Source organism: Bacillus yapensis (genome assembly GCF_005280205.1).
Lineage (GTDB): Bacteria > Bacillota > Bacilli > Bacillales > Cytobacillaceae > Robertmurraya > Robertmurraya yapensis.
Genome location: NZ_SUND01000005.1, coordinates 182,529 through 207,376, shown reverse-complemented (window position 1 = coordinate 207,376; position 24,848 = coordinate 182,529). Strand labels below are relative to the sequence as shown.

Below are 24,848 nucleotides of genomic sequence, written 5' to 3'. Positions count from 1 at the left end.
ATATGGTTAAAAGGCATCTATCTGTTCCGTTTGACTCAATCTTCAACATTTAAACTAATAAATAGAAAGAGGAATAACGATGAAAAAATTTAGTAGACTTTCTAGTGTTTTAGCAATTTTTGTATTGCTCATCTCTGTATTAGCAGCTTGTGGGAATAGTGATTCTAAGCCTGCAGATGACAATTCAGCGACAGAGGAAAAGAAAACAAGAACATATAAAAGCGATTTTGGTGATGTTGAAATTCCTGCCAACCCAGAAAGAGTAGTTGTTTTAGGACCAACATATGTAGGTTATTTGCTTACTTTAGGTGTTACCCCAATTGGCGTTACACAAATGGCCATTGATAACCCATATTTTGACGGAAAGCTAGAAGATGCAACAAATCTTGGTGAGGGAACATCTGCAGAAGCAGTGTTGGAGCTCGATCCAGATTTAATTATTGCCTACAATACAGATGAAAATATCGAGGTATTAAAAGAAACTGCGCCAACTGTTCAAATTGAATATGGAAAATTAGATTTCAAAGATCAGCTAAGAGAGTTTGGGAAAATGTTAGGCAAAGAAGACCAAGCAGAACAATGGATCACACAGTGGGATGAAAAGGTCGCACAAAACAAGCAAAAAGTAGTGGATGCTGTTGGTGATAAGACCGTCTCTCTAATCCAGCCTTACGCAAAAGGGATCTATATATATGGTGATAGCTATGCGCGTGGTGGAGAAATTATCTACACTGAATTTGGTTTAAAAGCTCCTCCAAAAGCACAAGAAGAAGCTGTAGACAATGGACTTGGATATGCGAGTATTTCTTTAGAAGTTCTTCCTGAATATGCAGGTGATTATATTTTCACAAGTAAGTGGGCAGGAGATACTGCTGAGAATAATGTAAGTGAAAGCAACATATGGAAAGACCTTCCTGCTGTAAAAAATGGAACTGTATTTGAAGTAGATTCCGCAGGTTCATTCTTTAATGACCCACTTTCATTAGATCAACAATTCGATTTTATTGTTGAAAAATTAACAAATAATTGATCGTTTTGAAATTGGGGATGTTATTTTGAAAGATGTATATGATGTAACGATCATTGGCGGCGGGCCGACTGGCTTATTCACTGCTTTTTACAGTGAAATGAGAGGGTTAAAAACAAAGGTAATTGAACATTTACCGCAGCTAGGTGGAAAGGTCGCGTTTTTCTATCCTGAAAAATGGATTTATGATGTGGCCGGCCTACCTGGTGTAACAGGTACCCAACTCGTTGAACAATTACAGGAACAAGCGGAAAGCCTGAATCCTACGATTGTTTTGGAACAGAGAGTACAACAAATTGAAAAAGACTCAGATGGCTATTTTCATCTGCATACGGATCTTGAGGAGCATATGACGAAAACAGTCATTATTGCAGCTGGGGCAGGCATTTTTAACATGCGAAAGTTCACTTTAGATAAGGCTGAGCAGTATGAAGGGAAAAACCTCCATTATAGTATCCGAAACATCGAGAAATTTAGTGGAAAAAGAGTAGTAGTTTCAGGTGGAGGAAGCGGAGCGGTCAATTGGGCGATGATGGTATCCAAATTTGCGGACAAGGTGTGGCTTGTCAATAAAAGTGATAAATTCCATGCGAGTGCCGAAGATCATGAGAAATTACTCCAATCAAAAGTAGAGTTGAAGATTCCCTACACGATCACCGATCTGATTGGAAACAACGAAAGGCTTGAAACGTTAGTTCTAAAGGATGAAAATGGTGGTCTGGAAGAGACGCTTTCCATCGATGATTTCATTGTTCATCACGGGGCCCAAATGGAATTGGGACAAATGTCAGAATGGGATTTAGACTTTGATAACAATAAGATCCGTGTAGATGCTCAAATGGCTACGAATGTAGAAGGAGTATATGCTGCAGGAGATATTGTGCAATATCCTAATAAGCGGACACTCATCGGTTCTGGATTTTTTGAAGGGCAGACAGCTGTGAACAGTGTGAAGCTCTACTTAGAGCCATCTGCACCAAAACAAGTCTACAGTACAGTAGTCCTTGGAAAAAGAAAGTAAATGTAAAACAACACGGTTTAGACGACCGTGTTGTTTTTTATTCCTCTGAAACTTTTAAAGAAAATCGAATCGCTCTTGCTATTAGAACAGGCAAAACGGAAATATGATTTTCGTTTGCAAATTCCTCATAGGCTACGACTAGATTTGTGTGATTTGATAGCCTTTTTGCCAGCTCCTCAGCTTTTTCATTTACTTTGCTTTCATGGCTTCTCTCTAATTCTCCGGCTGATAATAAGAGATGTTTTTTATGCTTGATAAGGTTCAGCTTCAGATAAAATTCTTTTTCCTCTTCTAATAGCAAACGCTCATTCCAAGCAATAGACGGACTTCCAGCAATATACGTTTGGAAAGACTCAGGTCTTGTAAAAAGGGTATGTAAGGTGAAAAGCCCACCTAAAGAATGACCAAATAGAATTTGACGCTCTTTGTTCACGGGATACTGTTGCTCAATATATGGTTTTAACTCCTCTTCAATAAATGACAAAAAGAGATCTGCTCCACCTTGCTCTGGCCAACCTTTTCCATCATAACTTGGCGGCAATTCAGAGGCTAGTACAGGAAGCGTGTAATCATAATGGCGATTCGGATGGAATGGGGTATCTGTTTCATAGCCAATGCCTACGACAATGGCTGGACCAATTCCAGTTCTAGCAGGCATACGGGACTGTAACCGCACTGATTCCACCATCGTCCCGAAAACAGAATTTCCATCTAGTAAATAAACAATCGGAAATCCCTGAGAAGATGGCTCTTCTGAAGGAAAGGCGACAGATATTTGATAGTCTCTGCCTGATTCTTTAGAACGCATGACCCATCGATGGGAATTGGGGAGAGTAGCCATAGGAATGGGTGAATGATTTGTTCGGATATCCATTTTCTTGACCGTCCTTTGTATGGATTAATTGAGAATGTTATCGATAATTATAGGGTGAAAATAGGACCTTGTAAAATAGTTCCTTCACAAACTAGTCAAAATTAATAGAAAGTTAGTGAAAATGTATTGTCAAATTGTAAAATATATTTTAATATCTAATTGATAATGATAATCATTTACAATTAATTACTGGTGGAGGGAAACTGGAGCTGAATGGACTCTGTTTCAACCGCAAAATAAAAGGATGAAATATATCTGCTAAAAGGGAGATAAAATGGATGAAGAAGAAATTACTTTTTTTAAGCATACTTGTTCTAATAGGATTATTAGCAGCTTGTGGAAAGGATTCGAAACAGCCAGTAGGAGCAGATTCTGAAACGAAAACAAGAGTTTTCCATGCTGAAAATGGCGATGTGGAAATTCCGGTAGAACCTAAGAGAGTTGCTGTACTTGCACATATTTATGTTGGGAACGTGTTAGAACTTGGGGTTAAGCCGGTTGCTGTGAATGAATGGGTGAAAGGAAATAAATTCTTTGGTGACCAGATCGAAGACGTTGAAGTTGTAACGGATGGAGCGGTGGAAAAGCTTATAGAGTTAGAGCCAGACTTAATCATTACCTTTACGAATGATCAAAATATCAAAAAGTACTCTGAGATTGCACCAGTTGTTGCTTTAACCAACACTAACTATGACTATCTAGAGCAGCATCTTGAAATCGGAGAAATTTTAGGGAAAGAAAAAGAAGCGCAAGAGTGGGTAGATGAATGGAATGAAAAAGCAGCTGAAGCGAAGGAAAAAGTAAGAGCTGCAATTGGTGAAGATGCAACAGCTATGGTTATCGAGCAGGTTGATAAGGAAACCTACATTTATGGACAAAACTGGGGACGTGGTACAGAGGTAATGTACCAAGCTCTAGGAATTAAAGCTCCGGAAAAGGTAAAAGCGGACGTATTTGGACCTGGCTACAAAGCCATTTCACCAGAGGTCATTCCTGAATATGCCGCAGATTATATCTTTGTAGGGGTAGGAGAGAATGATGCAGATCCGTCCTTCACCGAAACAAGTGTATGGAAGGAGATACCGGCAGTAAAAAATGGAAATGTGTTCAAATTTGATTCTGAGTCTTTCTGGTTTAACGATGCGATTACTCTAGAAAATCAATTAGAGTTTGTGGTTAACTCATTGACTAAAGAGAATTAAATTGGGATTTTTCAAAACCTCAACTAGGGTGATCCTTAGTTGAGGTTTTTTGTTGTAAGGATCAAAGCTTCGTCTTCTGGATAGACCATAAGAGCAAGAATGAGGACGAAAACCATATTGCTTCCTTGTTAAAATGGGTCCAACAACCATTAGGAGGCTATAACATGAACAAAATTCAGAAATTCAATGAACTACATTTAACAGAGGAAGTTTTATTTTTAGGAAACGCTTGGGACGTACTTTCTGCCCTGGCACTTGAGAAGGCTGGGTTCAAAGCGATTGGAACGACTAGCTGGGGGATTGCAAACTCCCTTGGCTATATCGATGGAGAACTTATTGATTTTGAAAAGCATCTCCAAATTATTAAAGGCATTACAGAAAGTGTGAAAATACCGGTCTCCGCAGATATTGAAGCAGGCTATGGTGATACCGCGGAAGAGATTGTTACTAATGTTCTAAGAACAGCAGATATTGGTGTAGCTGGCATCAATCTGGAGGATTCACTAAAAAAACAACAGGGGTTAAGAGATATAGAGGAGCACAGTAAACTTTTATCAAAAATAAGGGCAGCCCTCGATGCGAATGGTTTCAAGGATTTTTACATTAACGCTCGAACAGATACCTATTTACAAGGGGTTAATAATCCATTAGTGGAAACCATTGAGCGTGCTAAATCCTATGTGGAAAACGGGGCAAGTGGAATATTTGTACCTGGGGTAACGAACGACGATGAAATCAGAAAAATTACAATGGCTGTTGATGCACCGGTAAATGTCTTATCTTTACCTGGACTAACAAATTGTAATAAGCTTAAGGAACTAGGTGTTAAACGGTTTAGTTTCGGAAATGCTTTTTCCGATCAGTATATAGCCTTTTTGGCAGAGAATTCAGCGCGATTAATAGAGTCTATGGATACTGGACATTTGTATAAAAATTAAGCTAGAAGGACGGTATGGATAATGGGCACAAATATTAACCTTTCTTTTGATGAAATGTGGGAAAAAATTATCGCATGTGATCGTAAATATGACGGGCTCTTTTTTACGGCAGTAAAGACAACAAAAATCTTCTGCCGTCCTTCCTGTCGCTCCAGAAAACCGAAAAAAATAAACGTGGAATTTTATTATGACATCAAAGAAGCCGAGAAAGCTGGATTTCGTGCATGCAAAAGGTGTCAACCTGAAACGGATCATTCTCCACATACGGAGTTGGTCAGAAATGTCGTGGAGTTTTTAGTCACACATTATTCCGAAAGGCTTGAATTACAAGACATTGCGAATCATGTTGGGCTAAGTCCGTATTATCTTGAACGGTTGTTTAAACAGGAAACGTCAGAAACCCCTCGGACCTACTTAGAAAAAATACGGGTCGATAAAGCGGCCCACCTTTTAACAACAACTGAACGTACCAATCTTGAGATTTGCTATGAGGCGGGATTTCAGAGTACTTCGAATTTTTATAAGATATTTCGTCGTTTAAAAAATTGCTCACCTAGTGAGTATCGAATACTCATAGGGAAGGCGTGAGGCAAATGAACTGGCGTAAGAAGGGTTCAACGCTTGAGATTTATCCGCCTGTGGAATTTAATTTTAAGGAATGCCTCGCTTATTTAGGACGATCTGAGCAAGAGAATATGCATCAAATAAAGGACGGTTCTTTATATAAACTAGTAAAACTGGATGGTGAGATTCTTCTATTGAAAATTGGGAGTGATTCTGAAGCCATTCTCGTTAAATTTCCAATGGGAGCCCCATCGATTCTTATGATTGAAAAAGTAGCCTCCTACATTTGGGAATGGTTTGATTTGGATCAAGAACTAGGGATATTTTACAAGGTCGCTAGAAAAGATAAGATTTTGAAAGATATTGTTCCGAAATACTATGGTTTACGGATTATCGGTATTTCCGATCTATTTGAAGCGGTAGCTTGGGCGATTATGGGACAACAAATCAATTTAACTTTTGCTTATACATTAAAGAGACGCCTCGTGGAGCAATTTGGAGAAAGCTATACAATTGATGGGAGTACATATTGGTTATTCCCAGAATCTACAACCATTGCAGCATTGGAAGTGGATGAGTTAAGGAAGCTTCAATTTACCGTTCGGAAGGCTGAATATATAATTGGCATCGCGAAAGCCATGGTAAATGGTGAATTATCAAAAGAGCTATTGCTTCAAAAAGAAGACTATCAACAAATTCAGAAATTCTTAATGAGTTTTCGTGGGATCGGAGCATGGACGGCAGATTATGTTCAAATGAGATGCTTACATGATCCGTCGGCATTTCCGATTGCAGATGTTGGGCTGCATCAGGCATTGATGCGTCAGCTAGGAATGGAGCGAAAACCAACGGTAGATGAAATAAAAGAAATGGCAGAGAATTGGGAAGGCTGGCAAGCATACGCCACCTTTTATCTGTGGAGGTCCTTATATGAGTAGGCTACATAAATTAGATTACAAATCACCAATTGGAATAATAGAAATCGTAGGAACAGAGGAAGGGATATGTTCCATTCTATTTTCTGAAGAGGATACAATTGTAAACGATTTGCAAAAGGAAACACCAAAGGTTCTAAAGGATTGTTTTGAACAACTGGATCAATATTTTAAAGGAACACGTCAAAAGTTTACATTTCCATATAGCTTTGAGGGAACGGATTTCCAAAAAACAGTGTGGACCGCTTTAACAAATATCTCCTATGCTGAAACTGGAACTTATAAAGATATTGCGGTTTCAATTGGGAATGAAAAAGCTGTCAGGGCAGTGGGCAGTGCAAATGGTAAGAACAAGCTAAGTATTGTGATTCCGTGTCATCGAATTGTCGGTTCGAATGGAAAATTAACGGGCTATGCAGGTGGTTTATGGAGGAAAGAATGGCTTCTTAAACATGAGAAAACAGTTCAAGAACAATAGCCAGGAGAACACATCTCCTGGCATGAAAAAGATTGAATTATTTCTTGACGACAATATAATCAGGCTCATCTTTTTCAGGAAGCGGGAGGAAATCGGATGTTAAGGTATCTCCTAAATCAAGTGGCTCTTTTGAGAAACCACGGTAGTTGATTTGGTAAAAGCTTGGATTCGTTTCCCAAACATCTTTTGGTACAGTGAGTACAAAGGAACCTTCTCGATCTGGGACGGTAATGGTATAGTCTTCCGTTGTATTTAGGCCAATTAGAACTCCTTTGTAAAGGGCACCTTCTGCGTTTGTAGCAACAAGAGTAGGAGGCTCATCCCGAATGATGGTTCCTTCCTTAGGTAAAACAATATCAAGGGTAATACCGAAATCATCAGGGAATAGAAATCCTTTTCCCTGCGGTAGGGTATAGGTCACATGCTGACTTGGGAGATAGACATTTAAATAGTGGTTCTCATCATCTTCTGGGATATAGTACATGGAGTATTCTCCATTTTCATTCGTAGGGTTCGACATCGTGAATCCTTCTACTCCATCACGACGAAGGTTCACCGTCGCTCCTTGAACTGCATTGCCATCGGCATCTTTCACCGTTCCAATAATCGGGAATTTCTCGACTCCGAACTTTGGAAACTCTTCATCTTCATGTAAGGAAGCATGGGCGTAGACTTTCACTTTGCTAGGATCTCCAGCTACTTCTTCCGTTTTGTCTACTTCAATCGGGTAATAGACGACTAATTCTTCCTCTAAAGCAAGTAAATCCTTTTTCAATGCGTCTGGAATAGCTTGCCCTTCGAGTGTTGCATAATCGAGAGAGGACACATGGATAATATCTTTTTCTATGATGTTAGCATCTACCATTACGGAAAATTCTCCATTTGGATCGGTAGTCGTTTTTCTCTTATTGGACATTTGAATTTCTGCACCAGCTATGGGCTTATCATCCACTAGAAGTTTCCCTTTGACGAGCTTATGGTGACTGCTATCCATTTTCCAATTTTCATAAGAGAATTGGTTTTGCTCTAGTTTAAGCGAAATATTGTAGCTTAGTGCTTCTCCTTGTGCTTCGTTTCCCTCTGTCGTTTTCGTAATCTCTTTTTCTTCCTCTTTCTGGCAGGCTACCAAACTCGCAACAAAAGCAAGAATTAATAAGAAATAGATATTCTTTTTCATAATGGCCCCCTCTAATGTAAGCGTTTTTATATTTTTATACAGTTAGTCAAGTAAAAAGTACGGAACCCGAAAAAAATTGTGAATAAAAAATGAAAGCGCTTAATATAAACTTACTAGTAATTAGCTTTCATTTTAAGGGGGGTTACAATGAGAACAAAGGTAAAATGGATTTCCGCTGTGTTGGCGGTTTCCACGTTTATGTTGGTTGCCTGTCAAAATGAGCCTGAGAAAGTAGAGGAGCCTGAGAAGGTAGAAGAGCCGGAAAAGGTAGAGGATCCTGTAGTAGAAGAAGCGGAGCCTGGTGACTTCCCGACTTTTGGTTATGACCTAGGATTAACTCGTCACGTCCCTTATGAAGAAATCACAAAAGAGAATGTAGGGGATGTAGGACTTGTTTGGAGCAAGAAATTTAAAGACATCAACCCAGATATTCCTGCTGGAAATCAAAGTTTCCCGGTAGTTGTTGATGGTGTTGCTTATGTGACTACAGCTATGAACTATGTGTATGCCTTTGATGCTGTAACTGGTGATGTGATTTGGGAGTGGATTCCACCGGAAGAAATCAAGGAAAACGCTGAGCGGACAGGATTACCAAGCTCGAATCGTGGTGTTGCTGTAGGAGAAGGCAAAGTATTTATGATCACAAACAATGTTGGTGTCGTTGCGATTGATCAAAAAACAGGAGAAACTAGCGTTGAAGGCCATTTCAAATCCACGTACTACAGTGGTAAGGTAAATGCATTGGATACCGCAACTGGCGAGATTATTTGGTCCTATCAAACAACGGGTCTAACGATTTCAGCATCTCCATCCATTTTTGTTGTAGATGGAAAGCAGTATATTATGATAACTTCTGCGGGGAACGATCCTCAAGTATTCGTCTTTGCACTAGGTGGAGAGAAATCTCAAGCAGAGGCTGGCGAGGCTGAAGAAACAACGGATCCTCATGCTGGGGCAGAGGCGACAGGTGAGGTTGTAGAAGTCAATCTGACGGCTAAAAACTTTGAGTTCAGTCCAACAGAAGTGAAAGCAAAGGTAGGAGACACCGTCCGGTTCACAATGAAAAACGATTCTGGTCTTCATGGTATTGCTCTAGATGAACTAGGAATGAATATTAAAGAAGGAGAAACATTTGAAGTGGTTGTGACAGAAGAGGGAGAATTCCGATTCTATTGTGCTATTCCTTGTGGTCAAGGACATGACACGATGTCAGGTCTGTTGGTTGTATCGAAGTAATTAGGTGCGACGTTAAGCCCGATGGTTAGAGATTGACTCTAGCCATTGGGCTTTTTCATTGTGGGTGGTGTCCAATGGAAAGAGGTTCATATTTCCATAATAGATTACTAATATGAAGGAATTGTTCTTCTTTGCATTGGATGATGACAGTCACTTCATGCAGGAGAGGGGAAGAACTTTTTCCTTTATTTATAAAAAAATAAATACCGACCCCAATCCAATACCCGATAAATGCTCCAATTAATCCCCAAATAATCGGCCCCAATGTCAACGCGAATCCACATGTTGCCCCTATTACAGCAGCTGCTGTTCCAAAGCAAATTCCGATCTCAAAAGGGTGGGGCATATGTTTATGTTCGTTATTTTTCTTATCCATAAATGTAACAAGGACCTGTTCTTTGGGAATCATGTTTTTTTCCAATTCAGCAAGTGCTTGCTCTAGTTCGATCGATTGTCTAAATAAACCAATAACTAACATCAAAAAGCACCTGCCTGCTTAAGGGAAAATTTGAAGTTTAACGTTTTCGTATCTTTTTGTTAGATACCGACGTTGTTCTATCCGAAAAAGATGATTATGTTCAATAGCCGTTCGGTATGCATGGTAGATGGAGCCCCCCATAACCGAAGGCATAAATAAGAGCCAATGAGGAACAAGTAAAGAAATCGAATCTTGAAGATGTCCGTGTGCAAGGATGATGAATGCATGATGTACTTTAGACAGGGACATGTATATCCACCACCACAGCATTGCATAGAAGGCAAGCCCATATCGATGATTGTACAATTGCCCCAATCCTGGAAAGAAAAACGAGTAGAGTGCAGTGAGGATAGGACTCTTTATCTCAATATATTGAATTTCAGTAGGAAATATTTTCACAATGGGAGTCTGTCTATGTTCAAATAAGGCTAGATGATACAGTTTGTTTTGGTACAAGGCCGTACGAAAACTATCTGAGATGGCTATTAGGTAGATTGTTAAGTAGCCTAATGCCCATCTTGGCTCTAAAACGAGTGTGGTACGCTCGAAATTGCCGCAAAAAGAATAGATCATGGCTTCGTTTATGTGAGCCATCGTATTCAGGGATACTTCTGCCAATGTTAACATAGTTGCTCGTGTGTATTGGTTAAGTAAATAGTGGCCAAATCCAGGAAAAACAGCCGACCACCAAGCGATCATGTATGGATTATGTGGTTTTAGTTGCGTGATGCCGAATACGCTTATTTTTGCAAGAGGATGCCTAGTTTGAATGTCCATCAGCAAATACCTTCTTCATCAATAGTCAAGAATAGTATGTTAAAAATGAACGATTTCCATTCATCTCCAATTGGTTAAAAAAAAGGAAGCAGGAACTATGTAAGTCCTGCTTCCGCATAATTTAAGGATTTGTTGACCACAATCCAGCTGTTTTTAGAACGACTCTTGGATGAAGCTTTAGTCCTGAAACGAGCAAATCTGCAAGATCCTCTGGATGCATTACATTTTCAGGATTTCCGGAAATGAGATTTGTTTCAACTGCTAAGTCAGTAACGACAGTGCTTGGTGTTAAAGCCGTGACACGAATATTATGTTTTCTTACCTCTAACATAAGAGATTCTGTTAACCCTAGTACAGCGAACTTAGAAGCGCTGTATGCACTCGTGACAGGTGCGCCTTTTTGGCCAGCAGTTGAAGAAATATTGACGATATCACCTGATTTTCTCTCAATCATCTCTGGTAAAACAGCTCTTGTTACGTTATACACGCCCATCACGTTTACTCGGATAATGTTTTCCCATTCTTCAGGTGATAGCTCAAGGAAACCTCCAAATTTACCAGTTCCTGCGTTGTTTATTAAGATATCGATTGGTCCTAAGTCAGACTTGATATGCTCTACTGCATGCTGAACTGCTTCAAGATCAGATACATCTGCTGTTGCCGCAGAAATATTTATATCATATTGCTCTAACTCGGCAGTTACTTTTTCAAGATTGGACATCGTTAATCCAATTAATCCTAGATTTACGCCTTCTTTCGCTAAAGCAATCGCGACTGCTCGTCCAATTCCTCTACCAGCACCGGTAATTAACGCCGTTTTTCCTTTTAATGAAATCATGTTGTCATTCCTTTCAAAAATGATTTGAAACCCTATCTGTAATTTAAAACGAAGCCATTAAAAAATGCAAAATATTGACTCAGCGGCTGCAACTCTCCACATTGTTTTGTCGTTCATATTCAGTTCATAAACGGGACTTATAATTTAAGGAATTACGGGAAGTCATAAGTGACGATTATTCTAAAAATAAGTGAACGAAGTAAAGTAACGTAAAGTATTTTTTTATAAATATGGTAGAATTTTTAATAAAAGAACCTGGCTATTTTCGGAAGGTGAGACTTAAATGGTTGAACAGATAAAGATATTAGTAGTCGAAGATGACAATGATATTAACCAATTGCTATGCAATATTATTAGAAATAGTGGTTATGTTCCCCAGGCAGCTTTTTCCGGTACGGAAGCTATGCTCTATCTGGAAAAGGAAGAATGGGATTTGGTATTGCTGGATCTTATGCTTCCAGGGATGTCGGGGGAAGAGGTTCTTGCCACGATTGCTGCGACAAACAGTACTCCAGTGATAATCATTTCAGCAAAATTGGACCAACAAACCAAAGTTGGCATGATAAGAACAGGAGCAGATGATTATATCACCAAGCCGTTTGATATTGAAGAAGTGTCAGCACGGATCGATTCTCATTTGAGAAGATATCAACGAATCAATAAGTTGCCAAGCATGAAAAAGTTAACATTTAAAGATATAGAAATTGATCTGGAGGCCAAAACAGTATCTGCACAAGGAAAAGAACTAAGTTTTACTGCTCGTGAATATGAGATCTTAGTTCTTCTTTTATCTTCGCCAAAGAAGGTTTTTACGAAAAAGAATTTGTTTGAAAGTGTCTGGGAAGAGCCTTTTTACGGTGATGATAATACGATGAATGTGCATATTAGCAACATTCGGAGCAAGTTAGCATTAGTCAATCCAAATGAGAAATATATTGAAACGATTTGGGGAATGGGATATCGCTTGAAATCTTAAGGTTTTCTTAAGGTTCTCCTTAAGTCTTTATTAAGATTTCCTTTCTAAACTGTGAGTAACAAAGTAAGGAGGGAAATGAATGATTGAATATGTACTAAAGACAAGTCATTTATCAAAGCAATTCAAGAATCAAACAGCTTTGAATAAAGTGGACCTTTCCATAAAAAAGGGCTCAATTTACGGTTTTATTGGGCAAAATGGTGCTGGGAAGTCCACTCTAATTCGAATTATTTCAGGTCTTGCCAGTCCAACTACTGGAACTGTTGAATTATTTGTTCATAGTAATGGTCAAGCACTTAACGAGGCGAGGAAACGAATCGGCACGATGATTGAAGGACCGGCGCTGTATCCACATATGACGGCCGTTGAAAATCTCGAGGCACATCGACTTTTAAAAGGAATCCCTGGGAAGGAATGCATCGAAAAAACGCTTGAATTAGTGGGCCTTCAGGGTACGGGGAAAAAGAAGGCTAGAAATTTTTCGTTAGGGATGAAGCAGCGCCTCGGAATCGCGATCGCATTGTTGGGAGATCCCGAATTTTTGATTTTGGATGAGCCGATCAATGGACTGGATCCAATGGGCGTTGTAGAAGTAAGGGAACTATTGAAGAAGCTCAATCAGGAATATGGCATTACGATTTTGATTTCCAGTCATATATTGAGTGAACTTCATTTGCTTGCTACTCATTATGGGATCATTCATAAAGGGCATTTATTGGAGCAATTAACGTTAGATGAACTTAATAAGAAATGTAAACAATATTTGCATATAAAAGTAGACAACCCAGAAAAGGCTGCTGCGGTGATTGAATCAAATCTGTCAACAAGAGAGTTTGAAGTCTTGCCAGATGGATTGATCAAATTATTTGGTTTTGTTGATACCCCAGGAATAGTATCCTCCATACTTGTCAATGAAGGATTGGTGATTGAGCATTTTATGCCAATGGGACAAGATTTGGAATCATACTTTATGGAACGAATTGGTGGTGTTCACCATGGGTAATCTGATTAAATCTGAATGGTATAAGTTGAAAAAAGATCGCTCGTTTTGGTTATTGACTTTTCTTTTAGTGATTACGAGTATCGGCTATCCCTTGTTAATCGTCATGGATGAAGCTACGTTAGCGGTAAAAGTAAATGATTTCTATCAGTATTCTGTGCTTGGTGGAAATAACTATGTGATCAAACTCGTACCGTGTATATTAGCTGGTTTCTTCATCTCGAGCGAGTATTCAAATGGGACGATGAAAAATATGGTGGCATCAGGAAATAGCCGAATTCAGCTATATTTTGCAAAATTAATCATCTTTTCCGTAGGAACCATGGTCATTTCTTTGATTCTTCCTCTTCTGATGACTGGAGCGAGTGCGGTATACTTTAGTTTTTACGAAATGCCTGATCTTGGATATTTTCTTCAAACTATATGGTTAACAGCCCTCTATGGAGCTGCATTTGCATCGATCATGGCTTTGTTTGCCACGCTTTTAGCAGATAGTGGGAAAGCGATCGGTTTCATGCTTATCTTTTTTATCCTTTTTGATAGTGTGCTGTACAGCGTAGCCAATAATATTTCAATGTTTGAGCCTGTTTTCAACTACTCGGTTTTTAAGCTTTTATTGGAGATTGTCAATGTCAGTGCTTTAAGTAGTGGTGAAATGACGAAAATGATTGTCGTACCAGTTGTCACTTTTATAGTTTTTGGCTTATTAGGTAGTATCTTGTATAAGAAAAAAGAAATTAAATAATCAACAAGGAGGGTGAGAGAAAATGGTGTATGTCACAATAGGTTCGCTTTTGATTGCATTATTTTTTCTCACTCGTTTTCTTCTTCTAAAAAAAGAGATACGAAGTGCGACTAAACGGCTTAAAGAAAGGCATCAAGACAAGACGGATCAGAAAATTAGTCTCGGTTTTTATGATAAGGATTTTGAGAAACTAGCAGAGGAAATTAATGTTCAAATAGATGAAACGAGACAAGCAGTTGCTCAAAAAAGACGGACAGAGAATGAATTAAAGCAGGCTATTTCAAATATTTCACATGATATTCGGACTCCGATGACGTCCATCCTTGGATATATTCAGTTCTTAGAATCGGAGGATATTCCTTATGAAAAAAGAAAAGAGTATGTTACCACGGTCAAGAAGGGTGCCTTGCGATTAAAAGTATTATTAGAGGATTTTTTTGAACTATCCGTTATTGAGTCAGCTGATTATTCATTAAAGCTAGAGACGATTTCTTTAAATGAGATCGTGTTAGAAGTTGTGGTCGGGTTTTATGATGAATTTAATCATAGGAAGATGGAGCCGAAACTTGTTAATTCTGATGGTCCATTCAAAGTGATGGGAAATCCATCTGCTACAAAAAGAGTAATTGAAAATTTGCTTTCAAACGCCATCAAACATTCAACTGGAGATGTAACAATTGCCTTGAATCGTACGGGAGCATTTGTTGAATTGATCGTTAGCAATCCAGCTCCTCAACTGAAGGCAGAGAATTTATCATCTATTTTTGATCGCTTTTACAAAGGAGACCAATCCAGAAGGGAAAAAGGAACGGGTCTTGGATTATCCATTGCCAAAAGCTTAATGGAGAAAATGAATGGCAGTCTTACAGCGGAGTTAAGGAATAACCAATTGTATATGAAGTGTAGATGGATTCATCAAGAAAAAGGCTATCAAAATCGATAGCCTTTTAGTTTTATAAAATAGTGAAAAACAAAATATGTTTATACTAGGGTTTCTCCAATAGAGCTAACAAGCTTTCTTACTTTTTCTGAATAGTTGAGTTTGATTAACCCGTGTCCTTCGGCTGTGGCATCATTCCCAAGGGAAACCGTTCGTTTCACGAGCAGGGCATAAATCTCTGCCTCTGTTAGTGTACGTTTAAAGGTTTTTTCACCAATTGCAATCAAAAGAGCCACAGCACCTACGGCATGAGGAGTCGCCATGGATGTCCCGCTTAATTTCGCATATTGACCATCGACCCACGTGGAGACGATGTCTACGCCTGGTGCTAATACATCGATTTGATCATTGCTATTCGAAAAGGGTGCTACTTCGTTCGTCAAGGTTGAAGCCGCTACCTCAATAACTTCATTGTAGCTTCCAGGATAGGAGTACTCGAATGTGTCCTCCCGATCATCGCCCTCATTCCCTGCAGCGACAATGACAGGAATCTCGGAATCTACTAATCTCTTCACTGCTTCATGAAGTTCTGGCACATCTTCGGGCCCACCTAAAGACATATTAACTGCACGAACTTTTTCTCCATTTGGCCCTTGCCAATCAGCCACGTAATTCATGGCTTGGATAATCCCCTCATAGGAACCAACTCCATGGGAATCGAGAACCTTTAAAATAAGTAACTTCGCTTTCGGTGCTACTCCAACTAAGCCATAGCCTTCACGTCTTGCGGCAATTGTTCCTGCAACGTGTGTCCCGTGTCCATTTCCATCCATAACGTCATCTTCTGCACCTTCGTCGGTGAAGTTTTTCGCATCAATGACAGCATCTTTTAAATCTGGATGGTTGTAGTCGATTCCGGTATCGAGAATGGCAACGACAATCCCGTCTCCTTCGTTTGCTTCTGCCCAAATTTGCGGTGCCTCAATAATTTCTACCCCCGCAGGAACCGTGTCTACTGCCGGCTGGATACTTTCAACTTTATACGGTATTAAACGAACAATTCTGTTTGTAATTAAAGCTTCACCCTTCATAAAAAGGAACCTCCTTTAATATTAGCTTGTCCAAGCATTTTGTAATCCTTGTCTTAGTGCTAATTCTTACAGGTTTTTCGCATGATCATCATTTGAAAATGCTCCAATTAGGACTTCCTTCTTTCAAGGTATAGGCATCTAATTCTCCTTTCTGTTCGGCTAATTTAAAAATACCAAGTTGAAACATGTGGACTTGGTGAAATGAGGCTCTAAGAGGATTTTAAAAAACTTGTTGTATTTTTAAAATATTACAAAAATTAATCCTTCACAATAGAGCAATTGCCCCTTTTTTTGACAAGCCCACGACCAAAATCTGAGTAGATTCTTCCATTTTGGACCCAAATACGCGCGTACAAAGTAATAAAAATTAGAGTGTTTGTTCGTATTTTATAGGTCGTTAATCCCAATAAATGTTAATTTTGAGTTGTGTAAAAAAATGAAGTCTTTTTGAGAAAAATTGGCTTTTTTATTCGTTATTTTGTGTAAAACGTTGATTTATCCTTAGGTAACTAGAGGTTGCGAAGCCTTGCAACTAAAGCTATCTTTACTTTTATCGTTGCATTCACAATAATGGGGTTAGACAAAAGAAAGGTGATAAGACAATGGTTTTTGGAGAAAAGCTTAAAAAGGAACGAATAGAAAAAGGCTGGTCTCAGGAAGAATTAGCAGAGAAGCTTTTTGTGAGCCGCCAGTCTGTTTCCAAATGGGAAAATGGACAAAATTATCCAAGTATCGAAACGATTATAAAGGTAAGCGATCTGTTTGACGTTACCATTGATGAATTATTAAAAAGTGATGAGGAGTTGAAGGAGAAGGTGATCAAAGATAGCAAGCAATTGGCGTACCCGAAGTTGAAGTTTCTATTTGATTGTTTGTTTTTACTAGGGGTTGCCTTACTGGTTATCAAGCTAGGGGTTTTTCTACTCAATAAATTAACGCCACTAGATATCACATTTGTTAGTGGATCATTCTTCTGGAATTTTACACCACTTATTTTAATGGTCGGTGCAGGAATTGCCTCTGGAATTGTGAAGGAAAAATATAAAGAGGATTAACTAGAAAAGAGGTGTCCACAAAGGGAACACCTCTTTTCTAGTTAGGCAGAAGTCGAATTATAAACAACGGCCAATTTTTCTTTTTTGCCGTGCAAGAAAAAGTATAGAATCGTTGTTAGAAGAGAAAGTGCTCCTAAGATGATATATAAGGTACTGTATCCTGTTTGTGGGATAACAAATCCTAGTAGATAAGGGCCAAATCCAAGTCCTGCATCTAAAAAGATGAAGAACGTAGATGTAGCGAGTCCCATTCGAGATGCAGGTGTTAATTTTACCGCAATAGCCTGTGTACAAGATTGCATATTTCCAAATCCAAGACCAATAAGGACCCCGGATACTAAAAGCGTAAAGCTACTATTTGCTTGACTTAAAAGCAATAATCCAGCAGCAAGAAGAATGAAAGCTGGATACATGACATAGTTTGCTCCCTTAATGTCCATTAAGCGTCCTGTAAAGGGGCGGGAAACTAACACAGCTCCAGCATAGACGATAAAGAAAAAGCTTGCGGCTTCAACCAAATCAATTTCCATTGCGTAGAAATTAATAAAAGATAGAACACTAGAATAGCAGAATGCCACAGCCAATGTAATAAAGGCGATAGGCAATGCCTTTGGCTCAACGAAATCGGAAATCTTGAAGCCTTTTGCGACAGAAGTAGGAGCTTTAACCTCCAATTTTGGAACATACACAAAGAATGATGTGAGTAAGCAAATAATACCTAGAGCCAAACAAAAACTAAAAATCATTTCAAAGGATGTATGTTGACTCATATAGAGACCGATGAACGGGCCGATCGCTGTCGCAAGCGTTGCACTCATGCTAAAGTAGCCAATGCCTTCACCTTTTCGAGTATTCGGTATAATTTGAGCGACAATTGTACCCGAAGCTGTGCTCGCCATACCTAACATCATGCCATGGAGAAAACGAGTGAAAAGCAAGAAGCCAATTCCTAAATGAATGAAATAGAGAGCAGTCGTTAATATGAAAAGAATAAGTCCGATGACGAGTGTTCTTTTGCGACCAATAACGTCAATAAAGCGCCCGATGAACAGGCGTCCAATTAAGGTACCGATAATGAAAATTCCTGTAACCAGTCCCGCTTGGCTTGTGGAAGCATGGTATTCATCAACGGCGAAAACAGCGATTGTCACCATCAAAAGATAAAAGACCAATGTTAATAAAAAATTGACGGAAGATACAACGATGAAATCTTTCGTCCATAATTTATTCTTAGCTGCTTGATTCATGTTTTTCCCCCTTATTTGATAAGATTATTGCGAATCTCACTCATAATCCGAATCGCATCAAGCTGCTCTGATTCGGAAACCCCTTTTAAAATATCTCCTTCAAACTGATCGATCGAGACACGTACCTCGTTATATACCTTCTGACCAAGATCTGAAAGCTGGATTTTTTTCTCCCGTTTGTCTTGACTAGGTACTTGTTCGATATAGCCGAGATCTTTTAATTGGTGAACGGTCCTTGTGATCGTTGGCTTCTCCACTGCTTGATAATTAGATAACTCCACAAGTGTAGCAGCCCCGAAATTAGATAAGTAATACAAAATCGTCCATTGCGCTCGTTGAAGTTTATGCTCACCGAGGAGCAATACAAGTCGATTCTCAAACGGTCGATACAGCATTAATAATTGATGGAAAAATCTTTGCGACGTTTTCATAATCATCCACCTTGAAAAATAGTTATCATTGGTAACTAAATTACTATATCAAAATTCGATGTGAATGTCTACCGATAGGAAAAAATAGGGAATCGCGGACTATGCAAGATTTTCCTTCCTCCAACAATATGAGAATAATTTAGTCACAACTGTACTTAGTGAAAAAATAAATAAATAGACAATGAGTGAATGCCCCGTATCCCAGCCATGGTAAGTAAAGACGTTAAATTGTACAGAAAGCCATTCTAGAGCTGCAGTTAGTCCACTCCATAAAACAATAAGGAAGGATAAGCTGAGCAAACTCATTTTCCATTTACTGATAATGTACGAAAAAAATAGGCCATAAATTGGATAATTGATAACATAGGCAATCACATCAAATAGCTCCAAATAGGGAGTATCTGTAATGGTATATAAGTCAACAGGGTAGTCTGCCGCGATGATGACATCAGCTGTAAGTCCAATAACGGCATAGAAGAGAAATATAGAGATTCTCATATTTAGCGGAAAAATTTTAGGGATTTTGATAAAACAAACGATCAGGCAAAATAATGAGGCGAGAATAAACCATTCATTTTCATCAAAACTTGGAGGTAATTTAAAGATGATGGTCACCTCTTTCCAACAAATGATCAAATATAAGGCAAAGAACAATGATTGAAAACCACATAAGTGCAGAGTATCCGATATTCCAGTCTACGTATTTAATGATTCCGATTTGCTCTACGATTTTTTCACCGATCATAAAGAAGGCTGTTCCCAAAATGGTCCATCCCCATTTTAGTGGGACTCTTAGACGATGGTAAATGTTCACGATAAGGAGTAACCCTATAGGGGAGATCAGCTTGTGAAGAACGTGGTATGTTACATAACGATCGGCAGTCATTGGTTTATCGATGTACCCTAAATTGGTAAAAATAGAATTAAAGGTCAATCCGGAAATAAGCATGATAAAAAGCCATAGCGGTATGATGATAGTAACTGGAAGTCGATTGATTCGATAAAATCCAATTAGTATAAGGCAAAATAGTAATGCGAAAGAAAATGTTAACAATTTCCCACCATACTTCCCGAAATTTGTAGATGAATTTCAGTGCTAGTATGTCCGTAAGCAGTTAAGATTATTGAAAAAATGAAAGACATCTTCCGTTAAAAAGGAAGACGCCTTCAATAAGACCAGTACTTGCCGCCTTTATTCATGAATCCCAAGAATATACCAAAAATCTATCAAGAATTGTCAAGAGTACCCCTTCTTCAAATTTAAGTTCCAAATATTAAGGAGGGGGTGAATTGGCGTTTTTTAATAAATTTCATATTAAGGATGGATTTAAAGAACGTGTGTTTGGTATAATGGTATTAAGAGAGGTGATTTAAGTGACCGAGGGGATTAGTGAGAGTAAAAATTATAGTACTCATCAGATTAGGGTAAAAAAAGGGCATAAAATGTATCCATATTTTCAACAGATGACCCAAAATGCTAAGAATTTATACAACACCACGAACTTTTACATCCGCCAAGTCTTTACTTCATTCACCCAAGAAAAGGAACTTCAACCTCTACAACAAGAAGTCGTTCGTACGATCCAACAAAACCTCCAACCTATGAATGACATTCAAATAGTAGCCTATCAAAAAAAACTAAAAATCCAACAAAAGAAACCAAAAGAAAAGCAAAAAGAAGTGAAATTAAACGAGTTTGTAGCGCCGACAAAAGATAATCCGTATGTAGACTACAATTTTCTGGACGCATTGTTCAAACGTATTGGACAACCTGATTACCGTTCGCTCCCCACCCAATCAAGCCAAGGAGTGATGAAAGTTGTATTCCAAAATTGGAAATCCTTTTATGCTAGTTTAGCAGACTACAAACTAAATCCAACAAAATATAAGGGAAGACCTAAAATCCCAAAATATTGTCGTTCAGAAGAAAAAGAGATCCTCTTTACCAATCAGGATTGTGTCATTAAAAACAACAAACATCTAAAATTCCCTAAAACAAAGGAGCGATTGAATATCGGGAAATTGGCTCTTTCAGAAGGCAAGTTAAAACAAGTTCGAGTAGTTCCAAAATACCATGAATATATGGTGGAGTTAGTCATGGAAGTCCAATCGGAACAGGAAATATTAGTTGATAACGGAAGATACATGAGTATTGATCTTGGGATTGATAATTTGGCAACCATCGTGACAAATACAGGTAGAAATCCCGTATTAATCAAGGGCCAAAAAATCAAATCGATCAATCAATACTATAATAAAAGAAAGGCCCACTATCTCGGGATATTAAGACACGGAAAACAACCTAGTGAAGGAATATTTACATCGAAACGATTAGAGAAATTGCATCAAACGAGATCATTCAAAATAAAGGATATTTTTCATAAAGCAAGCTATCGAATTGTTAAGATTGCTTTAAATGAGAATATTAACACCATCATCATCGGTCAAAATAAAGAGTGGAAACAACAAATACACATCGGAAAACGAAATAATCAATCTTTTGTCCATATTCCTCATTCTTTACTAATCAGTATGATTGAATATAAAGCAGCTCGTAATGGAATCAAGGTAATTGTCACGGAAGAATCCTACACCTCTAAGGCGAGTTTTTTAGATGATAATGTACCGACATATGGCGAATGTAGTAATAAAATTCGATTTTCAGGGAAACGGATTCAGCGTGGTTTATATCGCACTGAACGTGGTCTACTGATTAATGCGGACGTGAACGGTGCAGCCAATATATTAAAAAAGGTACTTGTAAAATTGAAAGACAAGCAGGAATTCAAGGTAGAAACGGTTCAAATATGGGAACCACAGAAAATGATCATATAAAAAGAAGTCCCAAAGGCATGACCGACGGGATAGAGGGTCTGGGTGTGAATACACCAATGTGACAGGTCCACTGCTTGTTAAACGTTCGGATTACTTAGAAGCTTGAAGTGAATTCGATCGATACAGCAGAAACCCCTTCCTCAAAAATGGTTAGCATTTTAGGTGGGGGAGTATTCATCGCTAAAATTGTTTAATAGCTACCATTCAGAAATTGTCAAAAAGAGAAAGTGATAATATATGGAAATAATTATTTATTATTCAAAGGTTGACAGAATCCGGCAGTAAATGTAACCTAAATATAGAATTTAATAGTGACCTCACTTTGAACAGTGAGGTAGAGGCGCGGTGTTTAACAGTCTTTAGAGGAGCTTTGAGAAGCAATGATTCTAAGGAGAAGGAAATATCGCCGAAGTGAGTAATATTCTCAAGTATTGCTTGCTGGGTCTGCAGTTAAGAGCTGCAGGACTGTCTCAGTGAACCTCCCAAGTTTACTGAGTTGTGCTATCTCGACTAGGGCAAAGAGAGGACTTTAGGGCAACTATACATATTGCGACCTGAGTATATCTCAGGTCGTTTTTTGTCGTTTAGATGTCCATACAGACATAGGAGGAGAAAGAGGAGAATGAAAAAGCAAGCATCTTTATTATTGGTATTATTATTCTCAGCTATTATTCTATTAGCTGGTTGTGGATCAAGCGAAAGTGCACAAGGTTCTGGTTCCGCAGATGCAGATACATTTAAAGTCGGTCTAGAAGCAGGTTATGCTCCGTTTAACTGGACACAAAATGACGACTCTAATGGAGCGGTAAAAATTGAAGGTACTGGGGAATATGCAGGCGGTTATGATGTAGAAATCGCAAAGAAAATCGCCGACGGTTTAGGGAAGAAACTTGTTATTGTGAAAACAGAATGGGATGGACTTGTGCCATCATTGACTTCAGGAAAAATTGATGCGATTGTTGCGGGGATGTCTCCAACTGCAGAACGTAAAAAGACAATCGACTTCTCAGATAACTACTATAGCTCACAATTAGTAATGGTTGTGAAAAAAGGTAGCAAATTCGAGGGAGCGACTTCGATCCAAGATTTTAAAGGAGCAAAAATCACAGCTCAATTAAACACATTCCATTATTCCGTGATTGACCAAATTAACGGCGTGTCACAACAAACAGCCATGGATAACTTCCCAGCAATGCGTGTAGCTCTTGAATCAGGCATTATTGATGGTTACGTTTCTGAACGTCCTGAAGGAATCAGTGCTTCTAGTGCAAACGATAATTTTGTCATGGTGGAATTTGAAGATGGTTTTAAAACATCGTCAGAGGATACAAACACCGCAGTTGGACTTGAAAAAGGCAGTGAGTTAACAGAAAAGATTAATGAAGTATTAGCAGGAATTTCTGATGAAGACCGTACGAAATTAATGGATGCAGCTATTAAAAATCAACCTGCTGCTCAATAAAAACCATCATATCCGGCTGTGTCTCTAGGATGCAGTCGGTTTTATGTGAATCGTGGTAGAAGAAATATTTTAAATGGGGGAGAAACATGAGCTTTGAATGGATCGTAAAGATCGTCTCGGAAAACTGGCCAATGTTCCTTCGTGGAGCAGGGATGACGCTTTATATCGCGTTGATTGGTACGATCATAGGTGCCATCATCGGTTTATTTGCCGGTGTGGTTCGTACAATTCCTGTACCAGAACGAGGAATGAAAAAAGTACTTTTAAAAATTGTTAATGTGATTTTATCAATCTATATCGAATTTTTCCGCGGAACACCAATGATTGTCCAAGCAATGGTCATTTATTATGGATCAGCTTTAGCGTTCAATATTAACATGAACGTTATGGTAGCGGCGGTTATTGTTGTTTCAATTAATACGGGAGCTTATATGGCTGAAATCGTCCGTGGCGGAATTGTATCTGTTGATAAAGGACAATTTGAAGCGGCGCAAGCAATCGGGATGAATCATTTTCAAACGATGATGAATGTCGTCTTGCCACAGGTGGTCCGCAATATTTTACCGGCAACAGGAAACCAATTTGTTATCAATATTAAAGACACGTCTGTATTGAACGTGATTTCCGTTTCAGAACTGTATTTCTTAACGAAATCAGTGGCAGGAAACAACTTTAGATATTTTGAGTCTTTCTTTGTGGCTTGTATGATCTATTTTGTTATGACGTTTATTGTGACAAGAATCTTATTGTATTTTGAAAGAAAACTAGATGGTCCGGATAATTACACAATGCTTAAAGAAGAAGTAGATCTAAATCAAAAAATGTGAGGAGGGAGGAGAGCATATGGAAAAAGTGATTGAAGTACAGCATTTAAATAAATCCTTCGGAACACATGAGGTATTAAAGGATATTGATTTCTCAGTGAACAAAGGGGAAGTTGTTAGTATTATTGGTTCTTCTGGTTCCGGAAAATCAACACTTCTTCGTTGTATCAATCTTTTGGAAAAGCCAAGCGGCGGGCAAATTATTTTTCACGGGGAAAATATTTTAGATGATAAGCACGACATTTTTGCTTACCGAAAGAACCTCGGCATGGTGTTCCAGCAATTTAACTTATTTAATAACCATAACGTTTTAAATAACTGTGTTGTTGGACAAATCAAGGTTCTGAAGCGTTCTAGAGAAGAAGCTGAAAAAGTTGCAATGAAGTATTTAAAAGTCGTTGGCATGGATAAATATATTAATGCGAAACCAAAGCAATTGTCTGGTGGGCAAAAACAGCGTGTGGCTATTGCGAGAGCATTGTCTATGGAGCCTGATGTGATGCTTTTTGACGAGCCGACATCTGCGCTTGATCCAGAAATGGTCGGAGAAGTGTTAAAGGTCATGAAGGAACTGGCGGGCACAGGCTTAACCATGTTAATCGTGACGCACGAAATGGAGTTCGCGAAGGAAGTTTCGGACCGCGTTGTGTTTATGGATAAAGGGGTTATTGCTGAGGAAGGCAGTCCAGAGCAGATCTTCAATAATCCAACACAGGAAAGAACGAGAGAATTTTTGAAGCGGACATTAAAATAAACG

27 protein-coding genes and 1 riboswitch are annotated in these 24,848 nt (G+C 38.7%); of the genes, 17 read left to right on the top strand and 10 right to left on the bottom strand.

What is annotated here, in order from left to right:
• Positions 1 to 79 precede the first annotated feature (79 nt).
• Both FAR12_RS08725 and FAR12_RS08720 read left to right on the top strand, forming a co-directional pair.
• Positions 80 to 1,030, top strand: coding sequence for an iron-hydroxamate ABC transporter substrate-binding protein (locus FAR12_RS08725; RefSeq protein WP_126408307.1), 951 nt, complete (start codon positions 80 to 82; stop codon positions 1,028 to 1,030).
• 25 nt (positions 1,031 to 1,055) lie between these two features.
• Positions 1,056 to 2,048: an NAD(P)/FAD-dependent oxidoreductase gene (locus tag FAR12_RS08720; protein ID WP_170972143.1), complete on the top strand. Its 993-nt coding sequence runs from the start codon at positions 1,056 to 1,058 to the stop codon at positions 2,046 to 2,048.
• Positions 2,049 to 2,085: 37 nt separating this feature from the next.
• Here FAR12_RS08720 and FAR12_RS08715 read toward each other — a convergent pair whose 3' ends face one another.
• Positions 2,086 to 2,922, bottom strand: a complete 837-nt coding sequence (locus FAR12_RS08715) for an alpha/beta hydrolase (protein ID WP_246010348.1) — start codon at positions 2,920 to 2,922, stop codon at positions 2,086 to 2,088.
• Between the two features lie 278 nt (positions 2,923 to 3,200).
• Here FAR12_RS08715 and FAR12_RS08710 point away from each other — a divergent pair, with 278 nt between their 5' ends.
• From FAR12_RS08710 to FAR12_RS08690, 5 genes are all read left to right on the top strand, one after another.
• Positions 3,201 to 4,124, top strand: a complete 924-nt coding sequence (locus FAR12_RS08710) for an iron-hydroxamate ABC transporter substrate-binding protein (protein ID WP_126408305.1) — start codon at positions 3,201 to 3,203, stop codon at positions 4,122 to 4,124.
• A gap of 164 nt (positions 4,125 to 4,288) precedes the next feature.
• A complete protein-coding gene (locus FAR12_RS08705; RefSeq protein ID WP_126408304.1) occupies positions 4,289 to 5,062 on the top strand; it encodes an isocitrate lyase/PEP mutase family protein in 774 nt (257 codons plus the stop codon).
• A gap of 21 nt (positions 5,063 to 5,083) precedes the next feature.
• Entirely contained in the window at positions 5,084 to 5,650 is a 567-nt protein-coding gene (locus FAR12_RS08700) for a bifunctional transcriptional activator/DNA repair enzyme AdaA (RefSeq protein WP_126408303.1), read from the top strand.
• Between the two features lie 5 nt (positions 5,651 to 5,655).
• On the top strand, positions 5,656 to 6,564 hold the full coding sequence (locus FAR12_RS08695) for a DNA-3-methyladenine glycosylase family protein (protein WP_126408302.1): 909 nt from the start codon (positions 5,656 to 5,658) through the stop codon (positions 6,562 to 6,564).
• Entirely contained in the window at positions 6,557 to 7,039 is a 483-nt protein-coding gene (locus FAR12_RS08690; protein WP_126408301.1) for a methylated-DNA--[protein]-cysteine S-methyltransferase, read from the top strand. The genes FAR12_RS08695 and FAR12_RS08690 overlap by 8 nt, the downstream gene beginning before the upstream one ends.
• A 37-nt stretch (positions 7,040 to 7,076) precedes the next feature.
• Here the strand turns inward: FAR12_RS08690 and FAR12_RS08685 are convergent, their stop codons facing one another.
• A complete protein-coding gene (locus FAR12_RS08685; RefSeq protein ID WP_126408300.1) occupies positions 7,077 to 8,216 on the bottom strand; it encodes an Ig-like domain-containing protein in 1,140 nt (379 codons plus the stop codon).
• 147 nt (positions 8,217 to 8,363) lie between these two features.
• On the opposite strand from FAR12_RS08685, the gene FAR12_RS08680 reads away from it, so the two are divergent.
• On the top strand, positions 8,364 to 9,452 hold the full coding sequence (locus FAR12_RS08680) for an outer membrane protein assembly factor BamB family protein (protein WP_126408299.1): 1,089 nt from the start codon (positions 8,364 to 8,366) through the stop codon (positions 9,450 to 9,452).
• Between the two features lie 55 nt (positions 9,453 to 9,507).
• Here the strand turns inward: FAR12_RS08680 and FAR12_RS08675 are convergent, their stop codons facing one another.
• The 3 genes from FAR12_RS08675 to FAR12_RS08665 form a co-directional block, all read right to left on the bottom strand.
• Entirely contained in the window at positions 9,508 to 9,930 is a 423-nt protein-coding gene (locus FAR12_RS08675; protein ID WP_126408298.1) for a hypothetical protein, read from the bottom strand.
• Between the two features lie 18 nt (positions 9,931 to 9,948).
• Positions 9,949 to 10,707 (bottom strand): hypothetical protein, encoded by a 759-nt coding sequence (locus tag FAR12_RS08670; RefSeq protein WP_126408297.1) that lies wholly within the window; start codon positions 10,705 to 10,707, stop codon positions 9,949 to 9,951.
• Between the two features lie 121 nt (positions 10,708 to 10,828).
• Positions 10,829 to 11,545, bottom strand: coding sequence for a 3-ketoacyl-ACP reductase (locus FAR12_RS08665; protein WP_126408296.1), 717 nt, complete (start codon positions 11,543 to 11,545; stop codon positions 10,829 to 10,831).
• Positions 11,546 to 11,828: 283 nt separating this feature from the next.
• Here FAR12_RS08665 and FAR12_RS08660 point away from each other — a divergent pair, with 283 nt between their 5' ends.
• The 4 genes from FAR12_RS08660 (at position 11,829) to FAR12_RS08645 (ending at position 15,209) form a co-directional block, all read left to right on the top strand.
• Positions 11,829 to 12,521 carry a response regulator transcription factor gene (locus FAR12_RS08660; protein WP_126408295.1) on the top strand — a complete coding sequence of 231 codons (693 nt, stop codon included), beginning with the start codon at positions 11,829 to 11,831 and terminating at the stop codon, positions 12,519 to 12,521.
• A gap of 79 nt (positions 12,522 to 12,600) precedes the next feature.
• The gene (locus FAR12_RS08655) at positions 12,601 to 13,524 is read left to right on the top strand and encodes an ABC transporter ATP-binding protein (RefSeq protein ID WP_126408294.1); all 924 of its coding nucleotides are present in this window, start codon (positions 12,601 to 12,603) and stop codon (positions 13,522 to 13,524) included.
• Positions 13,517 to 14,266, top strand: a complete 750-nt coding sequence (locus FAR12_RS08650; RefSeq protein WP_126408293.1) for an ABC transporter permease — start codon at positions 13,517 to 13,519, stop codon at positions 14,264 to 14,266. The genes FAR12_RS08655 and FAR12_RS08650 overlap by 8 nt, the downstream gene beginning before the upstream one ends.
• 22 nt (positions 14,267 to 14,288) lie before the next feature.
• The gene (locus FAR12_RS08645) at positions 14,289 to 15,209 is read left to right on the top strand and encodes a sensor histidine kinase (protein WP_126408292.1); all 921 of its coding nucleotides are present in this window, start codon (positions 14,289 to 14,291) and stop codon (positions 15,207 to 15,209) included.
• Positions 15,210 to 15,247: 38 nt separating this feature from the next.
• On the opposite strand, the gene FAR12_RS08640 is transcribed toward FAR12_RS08645, so the two are convergent.
• On the bottom strand, positions 15,248 to 16,237 hold the full coding sequence (locus FAR12_RS08640; protein ID WP_126408291.1) for a S8 family peptidase: 990 nt from the start codon (positions 16,235 to 16,237) through the stop codon (positions 15,248 to 15,250).
• Between the two features lie 602 nt (positions 16,238 to 16,839).
• On the opposite strand from FAR12_RS08640, the gene FAR12_RS08635 reads away from it, so the two are divergent.
• Positions 16,840 to 17,292, top strand: a complete 453-nt coding sequence (locus tag FAR12_RS08635) for a helix-turn-helix domain-containing protein (RefSeq protein ID WP_126408290.1) — start codon at positions 16,840 to 16,842, stop codon at positions 17,290 to 17,292.
• Between the two features lie 41 nt (positions 17,293 to 17,333).
• On the opposite strand, the gene FAR12_RS08630 is transcribed toward FAR12_RS08635, so the two are convergent.
• The 4 genes from FAR12_RS08630 to FAR12_RS08615 form a co-directional block, all read right to left on the bottom strand.
• Positions 17,334 to 18,539 (bottom strand): MFS transporter, encoded by a 1,206-nt coding sequence (locus FAR12_RS08630; RefSeq protein ID WP_126408289.1) that lies wholly within the window; start codon positions 18,537 to 18,539, stop codon positions 17,334 to 17,336.
• Between the two features lie 11 nt (positions 18,540 to 18,550).
• A complete protein-coding gene (locus FAR12_RS08625; protein ID WP_126408288.1) occupies positions 18,551 to 18,970 on the bottom strand; it encodes a MarR family winged helix-turn-helix transcriptional regulator in 420 nt (139 codons plus the stop codon).
• 99 nt (positions 18,971 to 19,069) lie between these two features.
• Positions 19,070 to 19,468, bottom strand: a complete 399-nt coding sequence (locus FAR12_RS08620) for a hypothetical protein (protein ID WP_170972142.1) — start codon at positions 19,466 to 19,468, stop codon at positions 19,070 to 19,072.
• A 100-nt stretch (positions 19,469 to 19,568) separates the two neighbouring features.
• Positions 19,569 to 20,024 carry a hypothetical protein gene (locus tag FAR12_RS08615; RefSeq protein ID WP_126408286.1) on the bottom strand — a complete coding sequence of 152 codons (456 nt, stop codon included), beginning with the start codon at positions 20,022 to 20,024 and terminating at the stop codon, positions 19,569 to 19,571.
• Positions 20,025 to 20,413: 389 nt separating this feature from the next.
• Here FAR12_RS08615 and FAR12_RS08610 point away from each other — a divergent pair, with 389 nt between their 5' ends.
• The 4 genes from FAR12_RS08610 (at position 20,414) to FAR12_RS08595 (ending at position 24,845) form a co-directional block, all read left to right on the top strand.
• The gene (locus FAR12_RS08610) at positions 20,414 to 21,805 is read left to right on the top strand and encodes an RNA-guided endonuclease InsQ/TnpB family protein (RefSeq protein ID WP_126408336.1); all 1,392 of its coding nucleotides are present in this window, start codon (positions 20,414 to 20,416) and stop codon (positions 21,803 to 21,805) included.
• 327 nt (positions 21,806 to 22,132) lie between these two features.
• Positions 22,133 to 22,317, top strand: a riboswitch (Lysine riboswitch).
• A gap of 110 nt (positions 22,318 to 22,427) precedes the next feature.
• Entirely contained in the window at positions 22,428 to 23,267 is an 840-nt protein-coding gene (locus FAR12_RS08605; protein WP_126408285.1) for a transporter substrate-binding domain-containing protein, read from the top strand.
• A gap of 86 nt (positions 23,268 to 23,353) precedes the next feature.
• Positions 23,354 to 24,094, top strand: coding sequence for an amino acid ABC transporter permease (locus FAR12_RS08600; protein WP_126408284.1), 741 nt, complete (start codon positions 23,354 to 23,356; stop codon positions 24,092 to 24,094).
• Between the two features lie 16 nt (positions 24,095 to 24,110).
• Positions 24,111 to 24,845 (top strand): amino acid ABC transporter ATP-binding protein, encoded by a 735-nt coding sequence (locus tag FAR12_RS08595; RefSeq protein ID WP_126408283.1) that lies wholly within the window; start codon positions 24,111 to 24,113, stop codon positions 24,843 to 24,845.
• The last annotated feature ends 3 nt before the right edge of the window (positions 24,846 to 24,848 follow it).

Coding starts and splice junctions, on each gene's coding strand:
- FAR12_RS08675 (WP_126408298.1), bottom strand. CDS start 9,930: ATGTTAGTTATTGGTTTATTTAGACAATCGATCGAACTAGAGCAAGCA.
- FAR12_RS08700 (WP_126408303.1), top strand. CDS start 5,084: ATGGGCACAAATATTAACCTTTCTTTTGATGAAATGTGGGAAAAAATT.
- FAR12_RS08640 (WP_126408291.1), bottom strand. CDS start 16,237: ATGAAGGGTGAAGCTTTAATTACAAACAGAATTGTTCGTTTAATACCG.
- FAR12_RS08670 (WP_126408297.1), bottom strand. CDS start 10,707: ATGGACATTCAAACTAGGCATCCTCTTGCAAAAATAAGCGTATTCGGC.
- FAR12_RS08680 (WP_126408299.1), top strand. CDS start 8,364: ATGAGAACAAAGGTAAAATGGATTTCCGCTGTGTTGGCGGTTTCCACG.
- FAR12_RS08625 (WP_126408288.1), bottom strand. CDS start 18,970: ATGAAAACGTCGCAAAGATTTTTCCATCAATTATTAATGCTGTATCGA.
- FAR12_RS08705 (WP_126408304.1), top strand. CDS start 4,289: ATGAACAAAATTCAGAAATTCAATGAACTACATTTAACAGAGGAAGTT.
- FAR12_RS08665 (WP_126408296.1), bottom strand. CDS start 11,545: ATGATTTCATTAAAAGGAAAAACGGCGTTAATTACCGGTGCTGGTAGA.
- FAR12_RS08610 (WP_126408336.1), top strand. CDS start 20,414: ATGTATCCATATTTTCAACAGATGACCCAAAATGCTAAGAATTTATAC.
- FAR12_RS08635 (WP_126408290.1), top strand. CDS start 16,840: ATGGTTTTTGGAGAAAAGCTTAAAAAGGAACGAATAGAAAAAGGCTGG.
- FAR12_RS08620 (WP_170972142.1), bottom strand. CDS start 19,468: ATGAGAATCTCTATATTTCTCTTCTATGCCGTTATTGGACTTACAGCT.
- FAR12_RS08630 (WP_126408289.1), bottom strand. CDS start 18,539: ATGAATCAAGCAGCTAAGAATAAATTATGGACGAAAGATTTCATCGTT.
- FAR12_RS08650 (WP_126408293.1), top strand. CDS start 13,517: ATGGGTAATCTGATTAAATCTGAATGGTATAAGTTGAAAAAAGATCGC.
- FAR12_RS08655 (WP_126408294.1), top strand. CDS start 12,601: ATGATTGAATATGTACTAAAGACAAGTCATTTATCAAAGCAATTCAAG.
- FAR12_RS08605 (WP_126408285.1), top strand. CDS start 22,428: ATGAAAAAGCAAGCATCTTTATTATTGGTATTATTATTCTCAGCTATT.
- FAR12_RS08695 (WP_126408302.1), top strand. CDS start 5,656: ATGAACTGGCGTAAGAAGGGTTCAACGCTTGAGATTTATCCGCCTGTG.
- FAR12_RS08725 (WP_126408307.1), top strand. CDS start 80: ATGAAAAAATTTAGTAGACTTTCTAGTGTTTTAGCAATTTTTGTATTG.
- FAR12_RS08710 (WP_126408305.1), top strand. CDS start 3,201: ATGAAGAAGAAATTACTTTTTTTAAGCATACTTGTTCTAATAGGATTA.
- FAR12_RS08595 (WP_126408283.1), top strand. CDS start 24,111: ATGGAAAAAGTGATTGAAGTACAGCATTTAAATAAATCCTTCGGAACA.
- FAR12_RS08715 (WP_246010348.1), bottom strand. CDS start 2,922: ATGGATATCCGAACAAATCATTCACCCATTCCTATGGCTACTCTCCCC.
- FAR12_RS08685 (WP_126408300.1), bottom strand. CDS start 8,216: ATGAAAAAGAATATCTATTTCTTATTAATTCTTGCTTTTGTTGCGAGT.
- FAR12_RS08645 (WP_126408292.1), top strand. CDS start 14,289: ATGGTGTATGTCACAATAGGTTCGCTTTTGATTGCATTATTTTTTCTC.
- FAR12_RS08660 (WP_126408295.1), top strand. CDS start 11,829: ATGGTTGAACAGATAAAGATATTAGTAGTCGAAGATGACAATGATATT.
- FAR12_RS08600 (WP_126408284.1), top strand. CDS start 23,354: ATGAGCTTTGAATGGATCGTAAAGATCGTCTCGGAAAACTGGCCAATG.
- FAR12_RS08690 (WP_126408301.1), top strand. CDS start 6,557: ATGAGTAGGCTACATAAATTAGATTACAAATCACCAATTGGAATAATA.